The organism is Yoonia maricola (assembly GCF_002797915.1).
GTDB classification, from domain to species: domain Bacteria; phylum Pseudomonadota; class Alphaproteobacteria; order Rhodobacterales; family Rhodobacteraceae; genus Yoonia; species Yoonia maricola.
This window is the reverse complement of record NZ_PGTY01000003.1, coordinates 65,651-90,345: the sequence shown is the minus strand read 5'-3', so window position 1 is coordinate 90,345 and position 24,695 is coordinate 65,651. Positions and strand designations below refer to the sequence as shown.

The 24,695-nt window shown below is 57.6% G+C and carries 22 protein-coding genes; 10 read left to right on the top strand and 12 right to left on the bottom strand.

Translation table 11 applies throughout. The features are described 5' to 3' along the window. The first annotated feature begins 12 nt into the window (after positions 1-12). Positions 13-492 carry a CAP domain-containing protein gene (locus BC777_RS14605; RefSeq protein ID WP_100368948.1) on the top strand — a complete coding sequence of 160 codons (480 nt, stop codon included), beginning with the start codon at positions 13-15 and terminating at the stop codon, positions 490-492. Here BC777_RS14605 and guaD read toward each other — a convergent pair. Then, a complete protein-coding gene (gene guaD, locus BC777_RS14600; RefSeq protein ID WP_100368947.1) occupies positions 489-1,781 on the bottom strand; it encodes a guanine deaminase in 1,293 nt (430 codons plus the stop codon). The two genes, BC777_RS14605 and guaD, sit on opposite strands and share 4 nt — an antisense overlap. Before the next feature lie 102 nt (positions 1,782-1,883). Between guaD and mgtE the strand changes: the two genes are divergently transcribed. Together mgtE and BC777_RS14590 are read left to right on the top strand one after the other, a co-directional pair. Further along, positions 1,884-3,254, top strand: coding sequence for a magnesium transporter (gene mgtE, locus BC777_RS14595; RefSeq protein ID WP_100368946.1), 1,371 nt, complete (start codon positions 1,884-1,886; stop codon positions 3,252-3,254). Next, a complete protein-coding gene (locus BC777_RS14590; protein WP_100368945.1) occupies positions 3,254-3,793 on the top strand; it encodes a 5-formyltetrahydrofolate cyclo-ligase in 540 nt (179 codons plus the stop codon). Before mgtE ends, BC777_RS14590 begins: the two co-directional genes overlap by 1 nt. Positions 3,794-4,098: 305 nt before the next feature. On the opposite strand, the gene BC777_RS14585 is transcribed toward BC777_RS14590, so the two are convergent. From BC777_RS14585 to rpmB, 4 genes are all read right to left on the bottom strand, one after another. Continuing rightward, complete coding sequence (locus tag BC777_RS14585; RefSeq protein WP_100368944.1) at positions 4,099-4,557, bottom strand: NUDIX hydrolase; 459 nt, start codon at positions 4,555-4,557, stop codon at positions 4,099-4,101. Between the two features lie 68 nt (positions 4,558-4,625). Then, positions 4,626-7,031: an ATP-dependent helicase HrpB gene (gene hrpB, locus BC777_RS14580; RefSeq protein WP_100368943.1), complete on the bottom strand. Its 2,406-nt coding sequence runs from the start codon at positions 7,029-7,031 to the stop codon at positions 4,626-4,628. A 93-nt stretch (positions 7,032-7,124) separates the two neighbouring features. Further along, entirely contained in the window at positions 7,125-7,973 is an 849-nt protein-coding gene (locus tag BC777_RS14575; protein WP_100368942.1) for a polysaccharide deacetylase family protein, read from the bottom strand. Between the two features lie 142 nt (positions 7,974-8,115). After that, positions 8,116-8,400 (bottom strand): 50S ribosomal protein L28, encoded by a 285-nt coding sequence (gene rpmB / locus BC777_RS14570; protein WP_100368941.1) that lies wholly within the window; start codon positions 8,398-8,400, stop codon positions 8,116-8,118. 332 nt (positions 8,401-8,732) lie between these two features. Here rpmB and BC777_RS14565 point away from each other — a divergent pair, with 332 nt between their 5' ends. Further along, positions 8,733-10,766 carry a beta strand repeat-containing protein gene (locus BC777_RS14565; protein ID WP_100368940.1) on the top strand — a complete coding sequence of 678 codons (2,034 nt, stop codon included), beginning with the start codon at positions 8,733-8,735 and terminating at the stop codon, positions 10,764-10,766. A 58-nt stretch (positions 10,767-10,824) separates the two neighbouring features. Here the strand turns inward: BC777_RS14565 and meaB are convergent, their stop codons facing one another. Further along, on the bottom strand, positions 10,825-11,820 hold the full coding sequence (meaB, locus tag BC777_RS14560; RefSeq protein ID WP_100368939.1) for a methylmalonyl Co-A mutase-associated GTPase MeaB: 996 nt from the start codon (positions 11,818-11,820) through the stop codon (positions 10,825-10,827). Positions 11,821-11,859: 39 nt separating this feature from the next. Next, the gene (locus BC777_RS14555) at positions 11,860-12,534 is read right to left on the bottom strand and encodes an NAD-dependent deacylase (RefSeq protein ID WP_100368938.1); all 675 of its coding nucleotides are present in this window, start codon (positions 12,532-12,534) and stop codon (positions 11,860-11,862) included. A 103-nt stretch (positions 12,535-12,637) separates the two neighbouring features. Between BC777_RS14555 and BC777_RS14550 the strand changes: the two genes are divergently transcribed. After that, positions 12,638-13,066 (top strand): low molecular weight protein-tyrosine-phosphatase, encoded by a 429-nt coding sequence (locus BC777_RS14550; protein ID WP_100368937.1) that lies wholly within the window; start codon positions 12,638-12,640, stop codon positions 13,064-13,066. On the opposite strand, the gene BC777_RS14545 is transcribed toward BC777_RS14550, so the two are convergent. Next, the gene (locus BC777_RS14545; RefSeq protein ID WP_168769180.1) at positions 13,029-13,349 is read right to left on the bottom strand and encodes an arginine transporter; all 321 of its coding nucleotides are present in this window, start codon (positions 13,347-13,349) and stop codon (positions 13,029-13,031) included. The genes BC777_RS14550 and BC777_RS14545 overlap by 38 nt on opposite strands. A 180-nt stretch (positions 13,350-13,529) precedes the next feature. On the opposite strand from BC777_RS14545, the gene BC777_RS14540 reads away from it, so the two are divergent. Continuing rightward, on the top strand, positions 13,530-15,116 hold the full coding sequence (locus tag BC777_RS14540; protein ID WP_100368936.1) for a DUF4034 domain-containing protein: 1,587 nt from the start codon (positions 13,530-13,532) through the stop codon (positions 15,114-15,116). Between the two features lie 105 nt (positions 15,117-15,221). Then, positions 15,222-17,021: a translation elongation factor 4 gene (gene lepA / locus BC777_RS14535; RefSeq protein WP_100368935.1), complete on the top strand. Its 1,800-nt coding sequence runs from the start codon at positions 15,222-15,224 to the stop codon at positions 17,019-17,021. A 119-nt stretch (positions 17,022-17,140) separates the two neighbouring features. On the opposite strand, the gene BC777_RS14530 is transcribed toward lepA, so the two are convergent. From BC777_RS14530 to BC777_RS14520, 3 genes are all read right to left on the bottom strand, one after another. Further along, positions 17,141-18,067, bottom strand: coding sequence for an RNA-binding domain-containing protein (locus BC777_RS14530; RefSeq protein ID WP_100368934.1), 927 nt, complete (start codon positions 18,065-18,067; stop codon positions 17,141-17,143). Between the two features lie 162 nt (positions 18,068-18,229). Next, on the bottom strand, positions 18,230-18,586 hold the full coding sequence (locus BC777_RS14525; protein WP_100368933.1) for a hypothetical protein: 357 nt from the start codon (positions 18,584-18,586) through the stop codon (positions 18,230-18,232). 114 nt (positions 18,587-18,700) lie between these two features. Beyond that, complete coding sequence (locus BC777_RS14520) at positions 18,701-19,438, bottom strand: alpha/beta fold hydrolase (RefSeq protein WP_100368932.1); 738 nt, start codon at positions 19,436-19,438, stop codon at positions 18,701-18,703. 91 nt (positions 19,439-19,529) lie between these two features. Here BC777_RS14520 and BC777_RS14515 point away from each other — a divergent pair, with 91 nt between their 5' ends. Continuing rightward, entirely contained in the window at positions 19,530-19,886 is a 357-nt protein-coding gene (locus tag BC777_RS14515; protein ID WP_168769179.1) for a hypothetical protein, read from the top strand. 39 nt (positions 19,887-19,925) lie between these two features. Here the strand turns inward: BC777_RS14515 and glyA are convergent, their stop codons facing one another. Next, positions 19,926-21,221: a serine hydroxymethyltransferase gene (glyA, locus tag BC777_RS14510; RefSeq protein ID WP_100368930.1), complete on the bottom strand. Its 1,296-nt coding sequence runs from the start codon at positions 21,219-21,221 to the stop codon at positions 19,926-19,928. A gap of 185 nt (positions 21,222-21,406) precedes the next feature. Between glyA and BC777_RS14505 the strand changes: the two genes are divergently transcribed. Together BC777_RS14505 and BC777_RS14500 are read left to right on the top strand one after the other, a co-directional pair. After that, positions 21,407-22,171: an NAD kinase gene (locus BC777_RS14505; protein WP_100368929.1), complete on the top strand. Its 765-nt coding sequence runs from the start codon at positions 21,407-21,409 to the stop codon at positions 22,169-22,171. Positions 22,172-22,401: 230 nt separating this feature from the next. Beyond that, complete coding sequence (locus tag BC777_RS14500) at positions 22,402-24,669, top strand: polysaccharide lyase family 7 protein (RefSeq protein WP_168769178.1); 2,268 nt, start codon at positions 22,402-22,404, stop codon at positions 24,667-24,669. Positions 24,670-24,695: the final 26 nt, after the last annotated feature.

Sequence of the window (24,695 nt, the reverse complement as noted above, 5' to 3'; positions counted from 1 at the left end):
ATATGGTTTATCATGAAGAAATTACTCATCCTTTGCATCCTAACCACGTTGACGGCCTGCACCGTCTCGTCTTCTTCGCAAACAACACCTGCGCAGGTGTCGTCTGCGCCAACGGGTGTGGCCACGGGGTTCACTGCGGACATTAACGCCTTTCGCGCCAGTCAGGGCCGCGGTCAACTGCAGCCCAATGCGGCACTGACCCGTGCAGCACAGGCCCATGCCGAGGATATGGCGCGCCGGGGTTATTTCTCGCATACGTCAGTTGGTGGTCCGAATGGTGATAATTTTCAGGCGCGGGCACGATCAGCGGGTTGTGCGATGCGTACAGGTGCCGAAAACATCGCAACGGGCCAGCGTAGCGAGGCCGGAGTATTTGAAACGTGGGAAAATTCAGCAGGCCACCGCCGCAACATGTTGGGTCGCAGCTATACGCAATATGGGCTGGGCCGGTCTGGCAATATCTGGGTATTGAAACTCTCGGCGCAGTGCTAGGTTTGACGGCGCTTTCCAGCGATCCAGACATCCCGCACAGCACGGTCGTCGCCCATCATGATGGTGGGAAAAACGGCATCCCAAATGTCCTGCGCGCGCATTGCACGCTGGGCGATGGCGGGGGTTGATTGCAGGTCAAGCACAGTGATGTCTGCGGCAGCGCCTGCGCCAAGATGCCCGATCTCGCCTGACATCTTCAATGCGTCAGCTGACCCTTCTGTCGCCAACCACATCAGTTGGGCGGGATGCAAAGCCACACCGCGCAATTGCCCGATTTCATAGGCCGCAGCCATGGTCCGCAGCATCGAAAAGGACGACCCGCCGCCTGTATCCGTGGCCAGACCGATGGACAGCGCTGACTTTGCCAGCCCCATAAGATCAAACAAACCCGACCCGATGAAGGTATTCGATGTCGGGCAATGGATCACTGCCGCACAGACCTCGGCCAACCGCGCAACCTCGCGTTCTTGTAGATGGATGGCATGGCCATAAAGGCCATTTTGCCCCAACAACCCAAACATCTCATAGGTATCCAGATAGTCGCGGGCTTGCGGGAACAGCTCTTGCACCCATTTGATTTCCGGCAATTGCTCGCTCAGATGCGTTTGCATCAGGCATTGCGGATGCTCAGCCCAAAGCGCACCAAGGGCGGTCAATTGGTCCGGCGTAGACGTTGGTGAAAACCGCGGCGTGATCGCGTAACTGGCGCGGCCCACCCCATGCCACTTCTCAAGCAAGGTCTTGCTGTCATCATAAGCGGATTGCGCCGTGTCGCGCAGCGTGTCGGGCGCATTGCGATCCATGCAGGTCTTACCTGCGACCACAGCCATATTGCGGCGCGCTGCTGCTTCGAAAAACGCATCCACGCTCTCTGGATGGATCGTGCAAAAACTGGTCAGAGTTGTAGTGCCATGCGCCAGCGCCAAATCAAGCGTGCGGCCAGCCACATCATCGGCATAGGCCCGTTCGCCAAAGCGTGCTTCTTCAGGAAACGTATAGGTATTGAGCCAATCAATCAGCTGTTTGCCCCAGCTCGCAATAATCCCGGTCTGCGGGTAATGCATATGGGCATCAACAAACCCGGCGCTGATCAATGCATCGCCATAGTCCGTCACAGTCGCCTCGGGGTGGTTGGCGCGCAGTGCTGCGCCACTGCCCCGCGCAATGATCCGGTCGCCTTCAAGCAACACACCACCTGCGCTGTCAAAATCGACAGCGTCCGCCCAGTCCCCCAGTAGGGGATTGCCTGAAAACCCAAGGGTTTGGCCCAGAAGTAAGTGCTTTGTCATACATTCAGCATATGTGTCTGCAACAATGGGGTAAATTGCAGAAATCCGCGTTGTGCCGCTGGTCTGAACGATTATGCTGCCGCAAGCTCTAAAGGATGACGCATGGCCGAACCTGAAACTACAGAAGACGAAGCATTCGGCATTACCGACCGGTTGGTCAGTGATGTACTTGATGCGGTCGGGCGTGGTGACGGGACCTATCTGAGCGATGTGCTTGACCCGATGCATGCCGCTGACGTGGCGCATTTGCTTGAACAGATTGACGCGCGCGACAGGCGTGCGCTGTTGGTAGCCTGGCCCGGTGGTCTTGAGGGTGAAATCCTTTCGGAACTTGACGAAGAACTGCGCGAAGAGGTTATCGAACAGCTCGCGCCGTCCGAACTGGCCGATGCGGTGCGCGATCTGGAAAGCGACGATGTTGTTGACCTTGTCGAATATCTGGATGATGCGCAGCAGGAGGCGGTGCTGGACGCGCTGGATGCGAGCGACCGTGTGGTCGTTGAACAGGCGCTTACCTATCCCGAAGAATCCGCCGGTCGCCATATGCAATCCGAACTGGTGCGCGCACCAGAGCATTGGACGGTGGGCGAGGCCATTGATTATCTACGGTCCGATGTGGTGCTGCCCGAACAGTTCTATCATATTATTCTGGTTGACCCCCGGCTCAAGGCGACAGGTTACGTCACCCTTGGCCGCATCCTCAGCCATCCGCGCGACACCCCGCTGCGCGACCTGACCGAAGACACATTCCGCACCTTCCATGTGGCACAGGACGTCGAGGAGGTCGCGCAAGCGATCAACCACTATCACATGATCACCGCACCCGTGATCGACGATGATGAACGGATCGTGGGTGTCATCACCATCGATGACGCCATGGCATTCCTTGAGGAAGAAGCCGAAGAAGACATCCTGCGCTTGGCCGGAATCAGCGAAGGCAGCTTGTCAGACCGGGTCATTGCCACCACCAAGCGGCGTTTCCCGTGGCTGGCTGTCAACTTGGTGACGGCTATTTTTGCATCATTGGTAATCTCGCTCTTTGAGGAAACCATCGCTGGCCTGGTCGCCTTGGCCGTGCTGATGCCCATTGTCGCCTCAATGGGTGGCAACGCCGGCACGCAATCGCTGACGGTCGCGGTGCGCGCGCTTGCAACGCGTGATCTGACCACCGCAAACGTTTGGCGTGTGATCAAACGCGAGGTGCTGGTGGGGCTGATCAACGGTCTGATTTTCGCCGTCGTCATGGGGGTGGTGGGTGTTGTCTGGTTCGGCTCTCCCATGCTGGGCGTGGTGATCGCCGTGGCGATGGTGATCAACATGGTTGTGGCGGGGCTTGCCGGTACGGTTATCCCGGTTGTACTGGAAAAGTTGGGGGTCGACCCCGCGCTGGCCTCTGGTGCTTTCGTGACCACGGTGACGGATGTGGTTGGGTTCTTTGCTTTCTTGGGTCTTGCCGCAATGTGGCTGCTGTGATGGACAAATCCGCCGCCCGCACGGCCGCCTTCGCCCGGCGCAAAGCGGCCCACAGCCCTCATGCTGCGACCGCAGGCTACCTGAGCGAAGTTCTTGCCGGTCACCGCGGTGTCGCTTTGGCAGGCTATATGGCGATGCGCACCGAGATTGACCCGACACCAGCGATGGAAGAGGCCGCAGCGCATGGTCCTGTGGGCGTGCCCGTGATCATCGGGGCAGGGCAGCCGCTCAAGTTTCGCAGGTGGGAGCCGGGTTGCACCCTGATCAAAGGCGACTTTGGCGCGATGATCCCCGAAAACGGCGACTGGATGACACCCCAGATTGTTATCGTCCCTCTGGTTGCCTTCGACCGTCAGGGCGGGCGCCTGGGCTATGGGGGTGGGTTTTACGACCGTACGCTGGAACAGTTGCGCGCCGCACAACCGACGATGGCGATTGGTTTCGCCTATACCGCACAGGAAGACACAGCACTCCCGCTTGAGCCGACTGACCAGCCGCTTGATCTGATCGTGACCGAGCAAGGGGTGATCACGCCCTGAAATCCGGACGTAGTGTTAAGGCCGGTCCTGACCTCAAGGTTCTCCCAGCAAGTGGCCGCTAAGACTGCCACACTGCATAGGTGCCAAATTACCCTTGGTTTGTTGGCGGTCGCGACCTTCTGCACATTGGATCAGTTTTCATCCCCGTGCCGTCAAAACATCGGCTCATTAGTGGGCGCCATTGGTTGAACAGCCGTTCAATGCCGCTGGGCACAGGTCATATTCTTAAAAAGAACTGGCGGCTTTGCAGCAACGTATTGGCACTCCAAACGGGTCACGTCACCGACAAGGACGTCGCTTAAGCTTTATTTTAAAGCCTGCAAAAGCGCCTTCAGCCCCAAATCGTCAACCTTTTTTGCAGCTTTACTAAGTGACACCCACTTGCGTTTGCGTAGCGTGGCTTCAGGATAGGTTTTGGTCATCTCTTTCACGTCGATCCGGTAGACGCTGACATGGCAGGTCGCCACGCGGCCATCATCAAACCGCTTTTCGGTCACGTAACCACCAATAGGGGCTTTGCTGACCTTGCCTTTGCGCAGCCCTGCTTCTTCCCAAGCCTCAATTTTGGCGGTTTCGGCATCGGTATGCCCATCCATGGGCCAGCCCTTTGGAATGATCCAGCGCCCGCGCGAAGACTTCACCAAAAGCACCTCTGGCCCTGATTTCCCATCACGCAGACACAAGGCACCGACCTGCGCAATTGCAGTCGGATCAACAACACGGACCCCAAGGCCCGTCCAAAAGGAGCGGTCTAGATTACTCATGTACCTGCCAATAGACTATTTTTATTACATTTCTTTTAACACAAACCGAATCAAAGCGCAAATCGGCCTTAGGTGCCGCGCGGTTTCGCGCGCAATGTGGGGTCAGCTTGGGTGGGGTCCTCCGGCCATGGATGGCGTGGGTAACGGCCCCGCATATCGCGTCGCACGTCCATATAGGACGTGGCCCAGAACCCGACAATATCCTGTGTGACCTGCACCGGTTTTTGTCCCGGTGACAAGAGCGTCACGCGCAGCGGAGTACGGCCAACGACAGGGTGGGTGGTGACGCCAAACATCTCTTGCAGGCGCAGGGTGATACCGGGGGCTTCGCCATCATAGTCTATGGGTATCTTGCGACCCAAAGGGGTTTTGAAATGGGCAGGGGCGGCCCGGTCAAGCCGCTGCATCTGATCCCACTCCAGCATGGCGCGCAAGGCAGGCAGGATATCGAAGCGTTTCCAATCCTCGGCACTGCGCACGCCGGTCAGATGCGGCAAAAGCCAGTTTTCAAGGGTATCCAGCAGCGTCGCATCATCCATCTGCGGCAGATCGTCAACCAAAGCCACCCTTGCCCGGAACCGTTGCGCCGCAGCCGTTGGGCGCAATCCTAATTGCCGGACGCCTTCCAACATTGCCTCGGCGATGGCATCGGCCGGGGCGTCGGACCATTGCCTGTCATCCAGCACCAAAGCGCCAAAGCGTTCTTGTTGGCGGGTGATCACGCGGCGTTCGCGGCGTGACCATTCGCAGACATCATGCCATGCAATCTGGTCAGCAAAGATATCGCGCAGCTCGCGTTCGGCAATGGTGGCGGCCTGTCTGATCCGCGCCTCGCGCGTGTCGCCATCCAGATCAGTGGCAACGATCAAGCGCTGCCCTGCAAGCGGATCGGCCGTGTCCATGATGGCCCCTTTGCCCCCTGATAGAACATAGCGCGGCTCATCACCCTTGCGGCGCAGCCCGACCCTGTCGGGATAGGCCAAAGCCGCCTGTTGCCCAAGGCTAAGCGGGGCGGCATCGGGCAGGCCTTTGGCCAGGCGTGGAATTTCAGATGTGATCTGTGCGATGGCAGCATGGTGTTTTTCGCCCGGTCCACTGTCGCGCCCGGCCAAGGCGGCAATACGCAAGGACAGATCAACGGATGCACCCCGCAACGGATCGCGCGCGGCAAGCAAGGCCGCCAGCGGGGCCGCGGGCTTGCCCGCCGTCTGCAACATATGCGCAAGGCGCGGGTGGAGCGGCATAGCGGCCAAAGCACGTCCATGTGCCGTGATCCGCCCCTGCGCATCCAGCGCGCCAAGCCCGGCAAGCAAGGCGCGTGCTTCGGCCAATGCACCGGGCGGCGGTGGGGTCAGAAAGACCAGATCACTACTGCCCCAGACCGCGAGTTCAAGCGCAAGCCCTGCCAGATCTGCCGCTTCGATCTCAGCCGGGGCAAAGGCGGGCAAGGCCCCATGCTCGCCTTTCGTCCAAAGGCAAAAGGCATCGCCGGGGGCGACACGGCCCGCCCGGCCTGCACGTTGGGTGGCCTCGGCCTTGCTGACCCGCTCGGTCACCAATCGGGACATGCCAGAGCCCGGATCAAAACGCGCGCGCCGGGCGCGGCCCGCATCAATGACGACGCGGATATCTTCAATCGTGAGCGAGGTTTCGGCGATAGAGGTAGAGAGCACGATCTTGCGGCCCTCGCTGACGGGCGCGATGGCTTTGCGCTGCTGAGCAAAGGGCAGGGCACCATAGAGTGGGCGGATATGACAACCGGGTGGTACGCGACCTTCAAGCTGGGATGCGGTGCGCCTGATCTCGCCCTCGCCGGGCAGGAACACAAGAACGCCACCTGCGGTCCGCTCCAGTGCATTGCTGACAAGATCGGCAGTGGCGGCCTCAATGCGTTTGTTTTTGGGTAAGGCCGTGTCCAGAAAATGGGTAGTCACCGGAAAGGACCGGCCTTCGGAGGTGATGATGGGCGCATCATCCAGCATCGCAGCCACCGGGGCCGCGTCCAGTGTGGCGGACATGACAAGTATGACCAGATCAGGGCGCAAGATGGCGCGAGCCTCCCACGCAAGCGCCAACCCCAGATCGGCATTCAGGGAACGTTCGTGAAATTCATCAAAGATGATCGCACCGACGCCAGAAAGGTCAGGGTCGGATTGGATCATACGGGTCAGGATGCCTTCGGTCACAACCTCTATCCGGCGTCCGGCTTTGCTGTCACCGCGCATACGGTAGCCGACGGTCTGGCCCGGTGTCTCTCCCAACCCTTCAGCCAGACGCTCGGCTGCGGCGCGGGCGGCCAGACGGCGGGGTTCCAGCATGATGATCTTGCCGTCGGTGATGCCCGCCTCAAGCATGGCCAAGGGAACGCGGGTGGTTTTACCGGCGCCGGGTGGCGCTTGCAGCACGGCGCGGCCGGCTGCGGCAAGGGCGGCTGTCAAGGCTGGCAGCACGGGGTCAATCGGTAAGGCGGTCATGGTGCAAGCTTTGCCATAAGGTGGGTCAAGACGCCACCTTACGTGCACCACCGTCGTAAGGTGGATTTCAATCCACCCCACCCAGACCGGCGCTCATTCGCTTTTTCGGCCCATAACCCGCTCAATCTGCGATAAACCCCGCGCCCCGGCATAAAGATCAGGGGCGGTATAGATTGGATCCATCATAGCCTCGTCCACCGTGATAAAACGCCAACCTGTTGTTGCATACCAGTCAAGCAGTTCCCCCAGATGATCGGCATTGATCTGGTTCATATGCAAAAGCAGAATGTGTTTCACATCGCGGCCCATTGCTGTGTGGGCAAGCGCTTGAAAGTGCATTGTGCGCTCTTGCATATGGGCGATGTATTGGGCTGCGATCAATTGTGCCGCCTCATCATCACCGGCGGCCAGCGCATCAAGATAGTCTGCGTTAAACCGCCATTCGTCGTTGTCGATTGTGACCGGTACATTCACATACCCTAACCCGGTCAACACGGCGTCGGCATCGGCTTTGGCTTGCTCTGTTTCACCTTCGCGCAGATAGGGAAACCTGTAAAAGCGGGCCGCATGTATCCACTCGGTCAAGACCGCGTCGGTGCGTGAAACTTCTGCGCGAAATTCATTGATCGACAATGTTCCGTAGTCGGGGTGCGACCAGCTATGATTGCCAATGGTGTGCCCTGCTGCCGCAAATGCAGCAAGTGCGGGGCGTGACTGTTCAGTGATCTGACGCCCGACAACGAAACCTGTCGCCTTAATCCCATGCGCCGCCAGCGCCTGATTGATTGCGACAACAATGGCTTGGCCTTCTTGCGGCGTGGTGCGGGACGGCAAAACATAGGGCAGGTCATCTAGCGTGATCGCAATCTCCCCAGCGAAGGCGACGATCGTGTTGCTGGCCATCAAAATGAAAGCTGCGATTGCGTTTATTATCTTGCGCATTCCCGTGATCCCTCTGGGTTTACCGAGGTCAGTGCTTGTTCGGTATCTGGCACTGCCGCTCTATGTCATAGCACACCGGCAAAGAAAAACCCGGCAGCGCGAAGGCAACCGGGTCAGACGTTCTTACACAGTGCAATGTGCCTTACGCAGCAGTTGCTTTTGCGATTTCTTTCTTGATCTTCAGCGCGTCATCGGAAAGTTCCGCATCCTTGGCTTTCGCCATGAAGGCGTCCAGACCACCGCGGTGATCGACAGTACGCAGTGCTGCGTTCGAGATTTTCAGCTTGAAAGACCGGCCCAGAACGTCGGACTGCAATGTCACATCCTGCAGGTTCGGCAAAAAGCGGCGGCGGGTACGGTTCTTGGCGTGGCTGACATTGTTGCCAGACATCGGGCCTTTTCCAGTCAGTTCGCAACGGCGCGACATGAGCGTTTTCCTTGTCCTGTGGACATCAGCCACCCGATTGGTGGGACATCCGTTCATACGGGGTTATGCCCCGCATCCGCAGGGTCGTGAATAAGATCAGCGCGAGATAGGCGGATTCCTTGATCACGTCAACCCGGTTTGGGCGCCCGCCGCATCAATTCAACCCAAGCCCGCGGTCCGGCGACAATATCAAAGTTACCAGCGCAACACGGCGGGATGAAGTGTGATGGCGCCAAGTCGTTCAACTTTTCAAGAACAAATCTTTCCGGTCGTGCGTAACCCCAGTGAGCCGTCGTTGGCCGCGCCATCCAATAGTCTCACTAGGAAACCACATGTCACTGAAATTTGCCTTAGATCTTTGCACACCAACACACCGATTTTACAACGTTTCTTGGACCGCACTGATCATTGCCACACTCAGCTATCAACCTGCCACAGCCCAACAGGCGATCGTGGTCGCAGATGGCGAAACGGTAACAGAGACCGTCACACTAGACGAAGACGGCTCCACATTGCTGGTCGAGGAGGGCGGCACCATCGCGGCCGATGGCAATGATGATAATGGGGTGGTATCGAACGGTGACAATGTCACGATCACGATAGATGGCACCATTTTGACCGACACGTCAAACGGCGACGGCATTGAAGCCTTCGGCGACGGCGTTACGATCACGAACAACGGCAACATCGAACTTGACGGGTTTGTTGCAACCGGAATCCAGTCCGAGGGCGACGATGCGACGATCACGAACAATGGCACAATTACCGCCCAGTACGACGGCATACGGTCTCTTGGCGACAACGGCGTCGTTTTCAACAATGGCCAGATTGTCAGCACGGATTTCGCCAGCGATGGTATCGACGCCGGCGGAGAGAACTCAGTGGCGACGAACGGCGTCGATGGCGTGATTATCACCGAGGATTCCAGTTCACAGGGTATTAAAACAAGCGGTGATTTCGCTGCGGCCATCAACCACGGAACGATTGTGACCGAAAGTACGACCTCCGAGGGTATCTTGATCACTGGCCAGCAATCCGAGGCAATCAATACCGGCAGTATCACGACACAAGACAACGACTCTAATGGGATTCAAGCCACCGGCGCCCAAAGCACTGTGATGAATTCCGGCACGGTTACGACATTTGGCGCAAGGGCCGATGCTGTGATGCTTGATGCAGAAGGGGTCACACTAACCAATAATGGCCTGCTTTCGGCGACAGGCGCAAACAGCAACGCCATTGCAGGCAGCGAAGGTGCGCAGACTGTTACATTGGGTGCGACATCGCAGATTATTGGCACCATTGATCTGGGTGAAGGCGAAGACACGCTTAACATTGAAGCGGCCGGCACGTCCGGCGTGATGACCATTCTGGGGGTCGAAACGCTAAACGTTGACGACAGGGCCGTGCTGAATGTGGTGACCGAGATCGATGGCGAAACCAACAGTGCAATACATATTATCGACGTTACCGGCGCATCGCTGGTCAACGATATATCGGATGCCATTGCCAGCGATGCCCATCGGACATTGCAGGCCAACGCTGGTATTGATGGGGCATGGGCCAGCATCTTTGGTGCGGCCCGCACGCGCGGCAATGATGGCAGCACCTTTGCTCATGACCACAGTTTCGCTGGTCTGTTGGCAGGGTATGAGACAACGCTGTCAGGCTATCGCACGGGCATCGTCGCCGGTGTCGCGGCATCGGAAATGACGACCGAAACCGACACGACCCAAATTGACAGTGAAAGCGCCTTCGGCGGCCTGTATTTGGGCATGTCGCGGGGCGGGATTGACCTGACGGCCAGTTTGCTGGCCGGTCAGGACCGTCATGAAACCGAACGCGGGCTCTTTGACAGCACAACGGGCACCTTTGAAACGGCAACCGGCAGTTTTGACAGCAATTTTGTCAGCGCCGGTCTGACTGTTGCTGGTCAAGCGTTTGATCTTGGTGGGCTAAACGTCAAGCCTTCGGGCATGGCCAGCTATACGGTCAATGCCATTGACGGCTACACCGAAACCGGCACCACCCAGTCCAACCTGACCTTTGATGACCGCATCGCGCAAACCCTCAGCATGCGTGGGCAACTGGAAACCTTCACCAACCTTGGTCCGGCTGACATCAGCTTTCGGGCTGGCATTGATGGACGTTTCAGCGATGAGGACGATATCGGGATCAGCATCGGTGCAGACAGCGCCAGCTTTGCGGCAACAAACAGCACAAGCTTCTTGGGTGGTTTTGTCGGCGCGCGTACCACATTTGCGCAAAGCGATAGCCTGACCTTGGCTGGTGATGTCGAATACGGGTTTGCAGACGGTCAGGAAAGCACAGTCGCCGCAAGCCTGAACGTCAGTTTTTCCTTCTAGGAACTGGAAACAACGCCTCTACCGCTTTGCGGTGGCAGGGGCCGTGCCGCGACAGCCGCTAGCGCAGCCGGTCCTTCAGTGGGCGCAACACCTCTGCCGCTGCTGCCGCTGGTGTCATTCGCCCGTCTTTCACATCCGCCTCGGCCGCTTTCATACGTGTCGCGGTTTCTGGATCGTCTTGTAGCAACGCAAGCAGTCCTTGTCTGACGTCCTCGCCGAACCAGAAACTGGCCTGCGCCTTGCGTGTGGCATCCCAAATCCCGTTTTCGCGCCGCCAGGACATGAGTGTCTCCATCTCTTGCCAGGCTGTTTGCAGCCCGTCCGCTTCCAAGGCGGAAATGGTCAGGGCTTTGGGAAATCCTTCGGGGTCTTGCGCGCGTTTGCGCAGCAACCGCAAGGCACCGGCATAATCCGCGCAGGTGCGTGTGGCCTGCGCTTTCAAGTCACCATCGGCCTTGTTCACAAGGATCAGATCCGCCATTTCCATAATGCCGCGCTTGACGCCCTGTAATTCGTCGCCACCCGCCGGGGCCAACAGCAGCACGAAAAGATCCGCCATCTGGGCGACGACCGTTTCAGACTGGCCAACGCCAACGGTTTCAATCAACACCACATCAAAGCCAGCCGCTTCGCAAAGCGTTACCGCTTCGCGCGACCGGCGGGCCACGCCACCCAATTGCGTTTGGCTGGGCGAGGGGCGGATAAAGGCGTTCGGATCGCGGGCAAGGTAATCCATGCGGGTCTTGTCACCCAAAATCGACCCGCCTGAGCGTGTGGACGACGGATCAACCGCCAGCACAGCCACACGTTTGCCCATGCCGGTCAGCATCAGGCCAAAGCTTTCGATAAAAGTCGATTTACCAACGCCGGGTGTGCCTGACAGCCCGATGCGCAGCGCTTGCTTGTCGGTTCCCACGGCCTCTAGCAGTTTTAGCGCATCCGCACGATGATCAGCACGCCCGCTTTCGACAAGTGTGATCGCGCGCGCCAAAGCCCGTCGATCGCCCGCCTGCACACCTTGCGTCAAAGCTGAAATATCTGTGGTCTTGCTCATGGGCACCTTCTTATCGGGCAGGGTGCAAAGGTCCAGCCCTCACAGCAATTCGGCCACCCATGCGGGGACCACTTCTGTGGCCGGGCCAAAGCGGTGGCTAGCAAAGGCGTTGGCGCGGGCCGAAGGCGCGAGATTGATCTCAAGCGTGTCGCCGGTTGCCTGTTCGACCAGACCGGCGGCGGGATAGACCTCTGCCGATGTGCCAATGGCCACAAAGAGATCGGCGGCCGTAACGGCGTCGAGGATCGCGTCCATATGGTAGGTAATTTCACCAAACCACACGATATCGGGCCGGGTGGCCGCAGCCCCGCAGGTCTGACAGCAATCACTGGGGTGCATCGCCAGCGGCGCATCCCAGCGGGCGTTGCAGCTGGCACATAACGCGCGCATCAGTTCACCATGCATATGGATCACAGCTGGTGATCCTGCACGGCTGTGCAGATCATCCACGTTCTGGGTAATCAGCGTCAGGTCATGGTCTGCCATGGCGAGTGCAGCCAATGCGGTGTGGGCCGCGTTCGGCGTGGCCTGCACGCAATTGGTACGGCGGGCGTTGTAGAAGTCATGCACAAGGGCCGGGTTGCGGGCAAAGCCTTCGGGCGTTGCAACCTCATTCAGGTCGTATTTGGTCCATAGGCCGTCCTTGTCTCGAAAGGTGCCCAAGCCACTCTCGGCCGAAACTCCGGCCCCAGTCAAAATCGCGATCTTCATCATACCAGTTTGGCAGCGGTCCTAAGAGAACGGCAAGCGATTTGTGCGCGCGTGTGCTATGGGATGGCGGTGCCAATCAGGGCGCTAAAAATAAAGGGTTGTGTTTATGCGGGTCGTCTTTGTTTGCTTGGGAAACATCTGTCGTTCACCAGCTGCGGAGGGTGTCATGCGGCAACTTGCGCCCGATATTACGCTCGATAGTGCAGGGACTGGCGGCTGGCATGTGGGTGACGCGCCTTATGGGCCAATGCAGGCGGCCGCGCGGGCACGCGGTATTGACCTGAGTGGTTTGCGTGCGCGGCAGTTCACCAGCCTTGATTTTGATAACTTTGATCTGATCATCGCGATGGACCGGCAAAACGAAGCGGATATCGCGCGGCTACGGCCAGCAGGCAACGAGACACCTGTACAACTCATGGCAGATCAGGATGTGCCTGACCCTTACTACACCCGCGACTTTGACGCGGCCTTGGACATCATCGAAGAGGCGGCTACCCTTATGCTGGCACGCATATCTCTGATGCGAGATCGGTGAAGGCGCGGTAGCGCAGCCAGAACCGTTCATCGCTGCTGCGGTCCGACTGGCGGGTATCCTGGGCCAGTTGTGGGTCTTCAAAAAATGTCGCGGCGCGGGCCTGATCGCTGCCGGATAGTGATTGGTTGGCGACTTGCTGCACACACGAACAAAGGGCAGGAGAGGCTGCGCTGCGGTCAGCGTCAATGCATGCGCGGCTGATATCACCTGTCGCACCACGACCGCTGCCTCCGCCACATGCCGCCACTGATGCCAAAGCACCTGCCAATAAAAAATACCGCATTCGCCTATCCTCTGCCCGGCCCCCGGGTTTGCCCCGGATGGTCCACGTTAGGTTATGCCCCACAAGCCAGAGTATGGCGGGGGTGGGGGGTGGATGCAATGCGCATGATTTCAGTGTCTTTGTGGTTGCAAGGCGGTTGCCGAAAGGTCAAAGTTTTATCAACCAAAAGGGGTATTTTGCATGCGGCTCTTTCTTACCGCCTGTCTTTTGCAATTTCTGGGTCTGCAATTGCATGCCGAAACAATACCGGCGCAAATACGGGCCTATGCGTATGACGGTGACGTTCAGGCACTTGAAGGCAGCTTTGAACAGGCGCATGCGGCATCACTGGCCGCCCCTTCTGACTTTGATGATTTGCGCTCATTGGTCAGTGCCATCACGACATCGCATCCGACCTTTTTTGAAACGACCGATGCTTGGCTTGCGGCATATCCGAATTCCCCCTACGCAAATACGGTGCGCGCCTTCCAATACCGTAACACCGGATGGTCCATTCGGGGCTCTGGTCCGGCGCGAAACCAAACACGCGATGCGCTAGCGTTGTTTCGTGACTACCAACTGGCAGCCTATGATCACGCCCGAGCTGCCTATCTCGCGGCACCGGACTTCGTGCCTGCTAGCGATGCGCTCTTCCGGGTACAGCCAGCGACCAAGGAGATTCCACGATTAGGTTATTTTTCGCTCGTTGCGGATGTGATGCGTGCCACACCCAATATTGGATCGCTTCATCGCGCAGCCGGGTTTGCACACCCCGGTTGGGGTGGCAATGGTTTGCAAGACATCACGTTTCTCTGTGAAACCTATGCAAGCATGATGTCTGATCCGGAGTACGACGAAGATATCTGCCGGGTCCATCTGGCCTATGTTTCGGGATGGCGAGATGGAGAATATCCGCTTGTTTGGGAAGGTATCGGCGACAGAACGCATCCTACAATTGCACGTGCCTGGGCCCATCGTGTCACGGCAGGCTCCTACGCGAGGCGTTCGCCTCATGATATAGCAGTCGTCGAAAACTATCTGGCAGGTGTCGGCCAGACCGACGCTGAGATGGCTGAGCGTTTCATACTTAGTTTTGACGTACGCAGCGCGGAACGCACCAAGATACTGAGCGATATGGCTGACGCAATCTGGGCGCACGCCCGTTCAGAAATTGAACACGATCCGTTCAACGTGCGCTTGATTGACGATCTGCTAAGACGTTCAATGGTGTTGCAGTCGAATATCCGAGAGGAGGGGCCCCAAAGACTGAGTGAGCAAAACGCCCTCATCCTGAAAGCGCGCCGCGCTGTAGCGAGTCCATTTGCAAGCGAAGACTGGATCGCGGTGGGCGATGCTCGGAAGCATTCGGTCGACGATCTTATCGCAAATCGCGCGATGCCCTATTACCAAAATGCGCTTTTCTATAGCGATCATGGCCTGCATGTGCTCGATCAAGTTCTATTCTATACGGTGGATGTCCTGCAAACCGGATATATGATGAAGCATCGCGATGTGAACATTAGCGTGACGCCGGACTTGCCAGAAGAACATATTTGCCAGTTTATCCGCGTTGACAGGATCGCGACGCACCAGTGTCGGAGTGCCGGGCAGGGGGCAGCAAACTGCCCAGACGTCAAATCACTGATTCCAGACTACGATCGCCTGCTGTCAGAGGCGATTGCAACGGGACTATGTGAAGATGTGCTGAATGCCTCGTTTGGCGCATTGAAGTACGAACCAACCCAGATCATGATGGATGAGTTATCCGAACCGCTCGATTGGGATTGAGGTAGTCCATGCCTCACGTCCTAATAAAACGCAGTCCATGATCAAGCCTGAGACTGCGGCAACATCTACATTGACGGCACGCGAAAACCCCCTCATATCCCTGCTATGACAGACCTTTCGCATATCCGCAATTTCTCGATCGTGGCCCATATCGACCACGGTAAATCGACGCTCGCTGACCGCCTGATCCAATCCACCAACACGGTGGCGGATCGTGATATGAAGGCGCAGCTTCTCGACAGTATGGATATCGAACGCGAACGGGGGATCACGATCAAGGCGAACACTGTGCGCATTGATTACAAAGCGGACAACGGCGAGGATTACGTTCTCAACCTGATCGACACCCCCGGCCACGTCGATTTCGCCTATGAAGTTTCGCGCTCCATGCGGGCTGTCGAAGGGTCCTTGCTGGTCGTCGACAGCACCCAGGGGGTCGAGGCACAGACGCTTGCCAATGTCTACCAAGCCATTGATGCGGATCATGAAATCGTCCCCGTCCTGAACAAGATCGACCTGCCAGCGGCGGAATGCGACCGGGTGGCTGAACAGATCGAAGATGTGATCGGGATCGACGCATCCGGTGCGATCCAAGTCAGCGCCAAAACCGGCATAGGCATCAAAGATACGCTGGAGGCCATCGTCAACCTGCTGCCTGCACCGCAGGGCGACCGCGATGCGCCGCTCAAGGCGATGCTGGTGGACAGCTGGTACGACAGCTACCTCGGCGTCATCGTACTGGTCCGCGTCATCGACGGCGTGATGAAAAAGAACGACCGGGTCAAATTCATGTCGAACGGCACGATCCACGGCATCGACAAGATCGGGGTGTTCCGCCCGCAGATGCAGGATGTGGACGAACTGGGGCCGGGCGAGATCGGGTTCATCACAGCCTCCATCAAACAGGTGCGCGACACACGAGTGGGCGATACGATCACGTCTGAGCGCAAAGGGACCGGGGTCGCGTTGGACGGGTTCAAGCCAGCGCAACCGGTGGTCTTCTGCGGGCTCTTCCCGGTGGATAGTTCCGAATTCGAAGACCTGCGCGACGCGATTGAAAAGCTGGCGCTGAACGACGCCTCCTTCAGCCACGAAATGGAAACATCGGCCGCCCTCGGCTTCGGCTTCCGCTGCGGCTTCCTCGGGCTGCTCCACCTCGAAGTCATCCGCGACCGGATCGAGCGGGAATATGACATCGACCTGATCACGACAGCGCCCTCGGTGATCTACCACGTCTATATGCGCGATGGTGAGATGATCGAACTGCACAACCCCGCCGACATGCCCGACATGACGCATGTGGACCATCTGGAGGAGCCACGGATCAAGGCGACGATCCTTGTGCCGGACGAATATCTGGGCGATGTGCTGAAACTCTGCCAGGACCGGCGCGGCGTGCAGCAGGACCTGACTTATGCAGGCTCCCGCGCGATGGTGGTTTATGATCTGCCGCTGAACGAGGTGGTGTTCGACTTCTACGACCGGCTGAAATCGGTGACCAAGGGCTATGCGTCCTTTGATTACCAGATGACGGGGTACCAGCAGGACAATCTGGTGAAAATGTCCGTGCTGGTGAACGACGAACCCGTCGATGCGCTGTCCATGATGGTGCACCGCGACCGGGCCGAGATGCGGGGGCGGGCGATGGTCGAAAAACTCAAAGACCTGATCCCGCGCCACATGTTCAAAATCCCGATCCAGGCGGCAATTGGCGGCAAGGTGATCGCTCGCGAGACGCTATCGGCGCTGCGCAAAGACGTGACGGCCAAATGCTACGGCGGCGACGCGACACGGAAACGCAAACTGCTGGACAAGCAGAAGGCCGGTAAGAAAAAGATGAGACAGTTCGGGAAAGTGGATATCCCGCAGGAAGCGTTTATTTCCGCTCTTAAAATGGACAGCTAGCTGGCCATTTTTGGAGCGCGTGCGGGAAAGCGTTTGGCGTAGCCAAATGCGGCCGCACTCGGTTGCATGTTAGGGTGGCCCGGCGTTGAAGATGGATGGGTGAGTGACAGGATGCCGGTCTAGTACATCGCTTCTTTCCAAGCCTTTCGACATTTTGAGAAGTAGTCACTGTCGTTTTCAAAGCGCTGTACGATTAGGTCGACAAAGTCCTGACTGTATTGCGGACTGGACCCTTCATGTGGCTTGGAAACAAAGTCGGGGCGACTTTCTTCATTGATGTTTTCGCACAGTTTTACCGTCTGGACGTCATGACTATTGATGAGTTTATCGATACCAGTTCTTCGGATCACTTCTTTTATTAGTTGGTTCTGCTTGTACGGAAATCCGTCGCTTAGTTTTGGCAGATGAAGGGCGGGAGCATTTGGATCATTGGTAATTCGTACTCCCGCTTGTCCTCCACCAGCTTGCGTAATGACGACAGAAGAACCGTGAGGTGCCTCCACGACTTTCCGAATATTTCCCAACCAATCTTCACGCACACGGTCTAACTCCCTGCGAAGAAATTCTTCAAGATCAGCTCTGGTGCAAGGTTCGCTCTTTGAGCCATGTCGGAAATACACCGTGCCTTTGCTGAACGCTGTCTTTTGATTGCCATCCTGGACTTCATATGTCCCAACTTTGGCAAAAACCAAAGGAACGTGGACCCTACCAATCAGGATTGCAGGAAAGGGTTTTTTATCCCGGACAACGGAGATTACCGACATCTTTATAAAGTCCGTCGCGGTATACTTTCTTACTTGATCAGCAAGTGAAGCGCTGTCGAGCTCGTAGAGCGTATCGCAATCAATTCCAGATGGCGTGCCGTCGTCGTTGACGCCAAACACAAGGATTCCGCCTCGTGTATTGGCGAACGCTACAATGTCTTTTATTGTCTCCGCCCAGAAGGCGGCCTTCTTTTGAGGCGAATATTCGCGTTTGAAATCGAGGAGATCACTTTCTTCGTTGGTACTCTGTGCCAACTCGATCAATTCCTTTGGTGCGCTCAAGTATTCGTTCCTCGGTTACTGGCTTCTGTGCGCTCCGATACTGCATGCTACGTAAACAATTAAAAGTTTAACGCGCTTTAGGTTGATACCCCTAGGTTGAACGAAAATCATGAGGTCGGTTGAAATCGATTTGATGGAAGCACTGCGCTTTGTGGTTAGAAATCACCCACCCTTTACCTCCCGCCACCCATCCTCATCCACCGCTTTCAACCGCTTGAGCGCCGCTTCCGCCTCTGCCCGCAGCGCCTCTGTCGCGTCGGCCTTTACCGCTTCCACCTGTTCCACCAGCGCGTCGATCTCGGGCAGGGGCGTGTCGGTGGCCGCCGACAGCGCCTGCAAGGCCTCCAGCACTTTGCCCAGTTGCGTGCCGTAGCTCGCGACCTCGCGCACGACCCGTTCTTCAATCGCGGGACTGCCTTTGATCTCAGGGGAGAGAAAGCTGGGTGTGATCTCTTGCGTCACATCCCCGGAAAAGGGCGCGCGGATCACGGTGGACCAGATGTCAAATGGGGTCAGCATGGCAATACTCCTGTTTCAAATGCCAGAAGTATCGCTGCGGTGCAGAAATTCTGTCAAGGGGGACTGAATTACACCCTGTACGTACAGCGTATGTACAGATTCTGTACGCCGTCTTTACGCCAGAAACGCCGCAACCGCCGCCTCAAATTCCCGCGGCTTTTCGGCGTGCAGCCAATGCCCCGCGCCGGGGATTTTGGCGAATTTGGCGGCTGGGAAAAGCGCCTTGATCTGCGGTCGCGCGTCGCGCTGCACGTAGTCAGAGTTGGCACCGGACAGGAACAGCGTCGGCCCGTCGAACTGGCCTGATACCTCGGGAAACCCGATAATCTTGTCCATCTCGGCGGCCAGCACATCCAAATTCAACCGCCAGCGTTTCTCTTTCAGATCAAGGCTTTGCAGTAGAAAATCATCAACCCCCGGTTCCAGATCACCCAGTTGCGCCTTGGCGTCGGCGCGGCTCTCCACGTTCGCCAAATCAACCCGCCGCATCGCCTCAATCGGCCCCATCTGGTTGTGGCCATAGGTCACCGGCGCGATGTCGGCCACGATCAACCTGTTGACAAGATTGGAGTTTTTCAGCGCCAGCACCATCGCGGCCTTGCCCCCCATCGAATGCCCCAGCACATCCGCAGGCCCGTCCAGTACCTTGGCCAGATCATCTGCAAGGTCATGATATGTATGGGAATTGTCCCAAAAACTGCCCGCATGATTGCGCATATCCACCGCGATCACCGTCCGCTCCGCCGACAACCGTTTCGCAATCACCCCCCAATTGCGCGCCGACCCAAACAGCCCATGCGCAATCAGTAAGGGCGTACCCGCCGGCCCGTCATATGTCACCGTGTTCAACATGCATCTACTTGCTATCCTTCCGCGCGCTCAGGTGCCAGAGGGATTGAGCATCCCTCAGCAACCAATTACCCGAAAGATCATGGCGAAGACGTTGCAACAGATGGTAGACGAGGTGCGTGAGGCGATGGAAAGCGATCTGCACGTGCGCGGTCGTTCACTTGAGGTGCAGATTCGCAAAGCTGGTCGTTTGTTGCCGCGCCGGGTGCGGCAGGATGCGACCTATCTGGCGCAAGGCGTGGCCGTCGCTGCCAATCCTAAGTTGGCCCGCATGGTTGATATGGCTAAGGCCCGGCAGGCCCACCGTAGGATCGTGGCCTATCTTGGCACCGTTGATATTGGTGCACAGCGGCGGAATGCGGCGCTCAATTTGGTGGCGTCGATTGCCTTTGCTTTGCTGATGACAGGTGTTTTGCTGCTGTTCGTCTTATGGCAGCGCGGGTTTATCTAGGCCCCGTTTGGCCCGGCGGCGTCGCCGGGCCAAGATGATTTAGAGTGTAGGGTATATTGGGAAACGGTCGCAGAGCGCTTCGACTTCAGCCCGCACTTTGGCTTCAACAGCACCGTTGTTGTCTTCGCCATTCGCGGCCAACCCTTCGGTCACTTCCACGATCCAATCGGCAATCTGGCGGAACTCTGGTTCGCCAAAGCCGCGCGTGGTGCCCGCGGGGGAGCCGAGGCGGATACCGGATGTCACCATCGGCTTTTCGGGATCAAAGGGAATACCGTTTTTGTTGCAGGTAATATGGGCGCGGCCCAAGGCCTTTTCAGTGGCATTGCCCTTCACGCCCTTTGGGCGCAGATCAACCAGCATCACGTGGCTGTCCGTCCCGCCTGTGACGATATCCAGACCGCCCTTCATCAGTTGATCTGCGAGCGCCTGGGCGTTTTTGACCACCTGTTCCTGATAGGTCTTGAACTCAGGGCGCAAGGCTTCGCCAAACGCGACAGCCTTACCGGCGATCACATGCATCAATGGCCCGCCTTGGATGCCGGGGAAGATGGCGGAGTTGCATTTCTTGGCAATCGCCTCGTCGTTGGTGACGATCATGCCGCCGCGGGGACCTCGCAGGGTTTTGTGTGTCGTTGTCGTGGCCACATGCGCATGAGGGAATGGCGACGGGTAAAGACCCGCTGCGACCAGACCTGCGAAATGGGCCATATCGACCAAGAGATAAGCCCCAACGCTATCGGCAATCTCGCGCATTTTGGCAAAATCGATGATGCGCGGAATGGCAGAGCCACCGGCGATAATCATCTTGGGCTGGTGTTCGGTGGCAAGGCGTTGCACCTCATCATAATCCAGCAGGCTGTCTTGCTTGCGCACGCCATATTGCACCGCGTTGAACCATTTGCCTGATTGGTTGGGTTTGGCACCATGGGTCAGGTGGCCGCCTGCATCCAGTGACATGCCCAGGATGGTATCACCGGGCTGCAGCAGCGCCTGGAACACACCCTGATTTGCTTGGGAGCCGGAGTTAGGCTGCACGTTGGCAAATTCACAATTGAACAGCTGCTTGGCGCGTTCAATGGCAAGGTTCTCGGCCACGTCAACATGCTCGCAGCCGCCATAGTAGCGACGACCGGGATAGCCTTCGGCGTATTTGTTCGTCATCACGCCGCCTTGTGCTTCCATAACGGCAGCTGAGACGATGTTCTCGGATGCAATCAGCTCGATCTCTTTGCGCTGGCGCTTGAGCTCTGCCTGCATGGCTGCGTGGATTTCCGGATCGCGGGTCTCCAGTGTTTCGGTGAAAAAGCCGTTGTCGCGGACTGTGACGTTCATGGATGCATCCCCCATCAAGGTGCCAGAAGCTGAAAGTTGCGCCCTCATACCCTATGATAGCCCACGCAAAAAGCATCAAAACGACCAAGACGATTATGAGGCCGTCACAAGGGTTTCTTATCGGCGGCTTGCGTTTCGGGTCTGATCACCGCACAACTTATCGGAACTGTTAAGGAAATTGCGCCATGCCCCGCCCCAAGATCGCCTTTGTCGCCAGCCCTGTGCCCATCGCGCAGGCCGCACTGCGCGAATTGGCCGCAAAGCACGGGGATGTGGCGCAGGCCGAGGCGGATGTGATTGTCGCCTTGGGCGGTGATGGTTTCATGTTGCAGACCATGCATGGCACTCAGGGGCTCGACGTGCCGGTCTATGGGATGAACCGGGGCACGGTTGGCTTCCTGATGAACGAATACCATGAGGGTGACTTGCAAGCCCGGCTGGATGAGGCCGAGGAAGAGGTGATCAACCCGCTTGCCATGACTGCGCTGGGCGTGGACGGGGCGATGCATGAGGCTTTGGCGATTAACGAGGTCAGCTTGCTGCGCGCAGGTCCGCAAGCGGCGAAGCTACGGATCACTGTGGACGAGCGGTTGCGAATGAATGAGCTAGTCTGCGACGGAGCGCTGGTGGCGACGCCTGCCGGGTCGACGGCCTACAACTATTCCGCCCATGGCCCGATCTTGCCCATTGGCTCGGACGTGCTGGCGCTGACCGCGATGTCGGCATTCCGTCCCCGGCGCTGGCGTGGGGCGCTGCTGCCCAAGAAAGCGGTCGTGCGGTTTGATGTGATTGATCCGGGCAAACGGCCCGTGATGGCAGATGCCGATGGGAAATCTGTGCGGGATGTGGTGAGCGTGGAAATCCACTCAGAGCCGTCAATCCGGCACCGGATTTTGTTTGATCCGGGGCATGGGTTGGAAGAGCGATTGATCAGAGAGCAATTTGCTTGAAGCGTTTATACGCCAATAACAAGGCCGGCTGACAAAGCGCGCGTAGGGTGGGTCAAACCCACGCATTTCCAACATTCGAACAATACGCGCGCATGGGTTTCACCCACCCTACACAAGGCATTGGCCGATCCGCTGTCATAGGTGACTTTCAAATTCAGCCTAAAGTAGTATACTAGATGCCTAGTATGTTGTGATTGGGATGTTACCGCATGCAAATCAGGGAGGGATCAATGAAACAGTTTGCAGCCAAGCTAACGTCAATCTGCCTTACGGGCGTGCTGGCCACGCCTGCGCTGGCCAATGTCGCCTGCGAGGCGAATGATCGTTTGACGATCATTTCGGCCACGGATGATGGATTCTATGATGAGGCCCACGCACCACATAATGTGATTGATGGTGACTTTGACCCCGCCTCGCGATGGTCAAATGAATCGCAAGGCACGCCGAAAGCATTGCTGTTGGATCTGGGTGCGGTTCAAACCCTCAAGGGGATCAACATTGCATGGTACCAAGGCGACACGCGCCGCTCACAATTCGCGATAGAGACCTCGGTTGACGGCACCCTGTTTGAACCGCTCTTGCCGTTTCAGCAATCCAATGGCGGGACCCTCGCATTTGAGCCTTATGCATTCGACGACGTCGACGCGCAGTTTGTACGGATCATCGGCAACGGCAATGAAAGCAACAACTGGAACTCGATAGTCGAAGTGGCTGCTTTGGGGTGTGGCGTTCCGGTCGAGGCCCCGACAGAGCCGGTTCTGACCGAACGACGCGGGCAGGGGATGTTTGAACTCCGCCCTGATCTGCCGCCCGGAGAGAACTTTGATCTCTCAGGCTGGTATATCACAACACCCGCCGATGATGACGGTGACGGCCGTGCAGACAGTGTCTACGAAAATGAACTGGCTGCAGGCTGGACTGATGAGCGCTATTTCTACACCGATCCGGCAACCGGTGGCATGGTCTTTCGGTCCACCCCTGCGGGGGCAAAAACCTCGGCCAATACAAATTACACCCGGACCGAGCTGCGCGGCATGTTGCGCCGGGGCGATTACAACATCGAAACCCGGATCGACGGTGGCTATCCGAACCTGAACAACTGGGTGTTTTCGTCAGCACCCGCCGAAGCACAGGCTGCGGCGGGCGGTGTTGACGGCATCCTGCGTGCGACGCTGGCCGTTAATCAGGTCACACGCCAAGGGCGCGGTTTTCAGGTGGGTCGCGTAATTATCGGCCAAATCCACGCTAAGGATGATGAACCGATCCGCCTGTATTATCGCAAACTGCCGCAGAATAAATATGGCTCCATCTACTATGCCCATGAACCCGCCACAGGCCGGGAGGAATGGGTCGAGATCATCGGCAGCCGCGCGGACCGCGCGCCAAACCCCGATGATGGGATCGCGCTGGACGAGGTGTTCAGCTATGAAATCGAAGTGCGCGGCGCGCCAGAGGGCGACCAGATTATTCCCATGCTGCACGTCAAAATCATCCGTGATGACGGCACAGAGGTTGTGGCAGACCCCTTTGATATGCGTGACAGCGGGTTCAGCGTTGCCGATGAATTCATGTTCTTCAAGGCGGGTGCCTATAGCCAAAACAACTCCAGCCCCGAACCGGAAACCGACTTTGACAGGGTGATTTTCTACGAACTGGATTACGAACATGGGCCTGCGTCTGCTGCGGATGGGATCCAACCTGTGGCCGCTGCGGCCCCGGTTGAAATCCCGCCTGCAACAGCCGGTGTCGTCTTTGACGACAGCTTTGCCGATGGTAGCCGCGATGATGGTGCCGATGCGACCGACACGAACTGGTGGCATACGACCAACAGCAGCAGCCTGGATATCGCGCCGGGTGCGCTGGGGCTGGTGTCAGGCGGGTCAGGGCGCGGTATCCGCACGACTTTTGCGCCGCAGATGCTGGCGGAGGGTCAGACGCTTCTGGCCACCTTCAGCTTTACGACACCAGAAACAATCGGCGAGGATCGCGATTCTGCTTTCCGCATTGGGATGTATGACAAATTGGGGCGCGCTGCCCTTGAAGGTGATCTTTCAGCATCTTCCAGCGCGCCAAATACCACCTATGATGGGTTGCCGGGTTACATGATCGACTTTGACATAAATCTGGCTGATGCCGATGCGGCGAATATCGACATCCGCAAGCACACCGATGACACCCGTGGCAGGCTCTTGGGTACCACCGGGGGATATGCGCATTTGGGTGGCGGCGGGACGCCTTATCAATTCCTGCCAAACCAAGCCTACACCGGCACCATGGCGGTGACCCGTATGGCAGAGGGCGTGCAAATTGCTGGCACACTCAGCGCAGATGGTGAGACCTTGAGCGAATTCGCCATTGTTGATGAAAGCAGTGACCTGACGACGGTGGGCATGCTGGCGTTTCACGTCAACAGCAACACTTTCGGATCATCGAAAGAGCGTGACACAGATGATAATGGTCTGGAGTTTACGAATGTGCGGGTGGACGTGATCGAGTAATCGGACGCGCACCACATCAAGGTAGG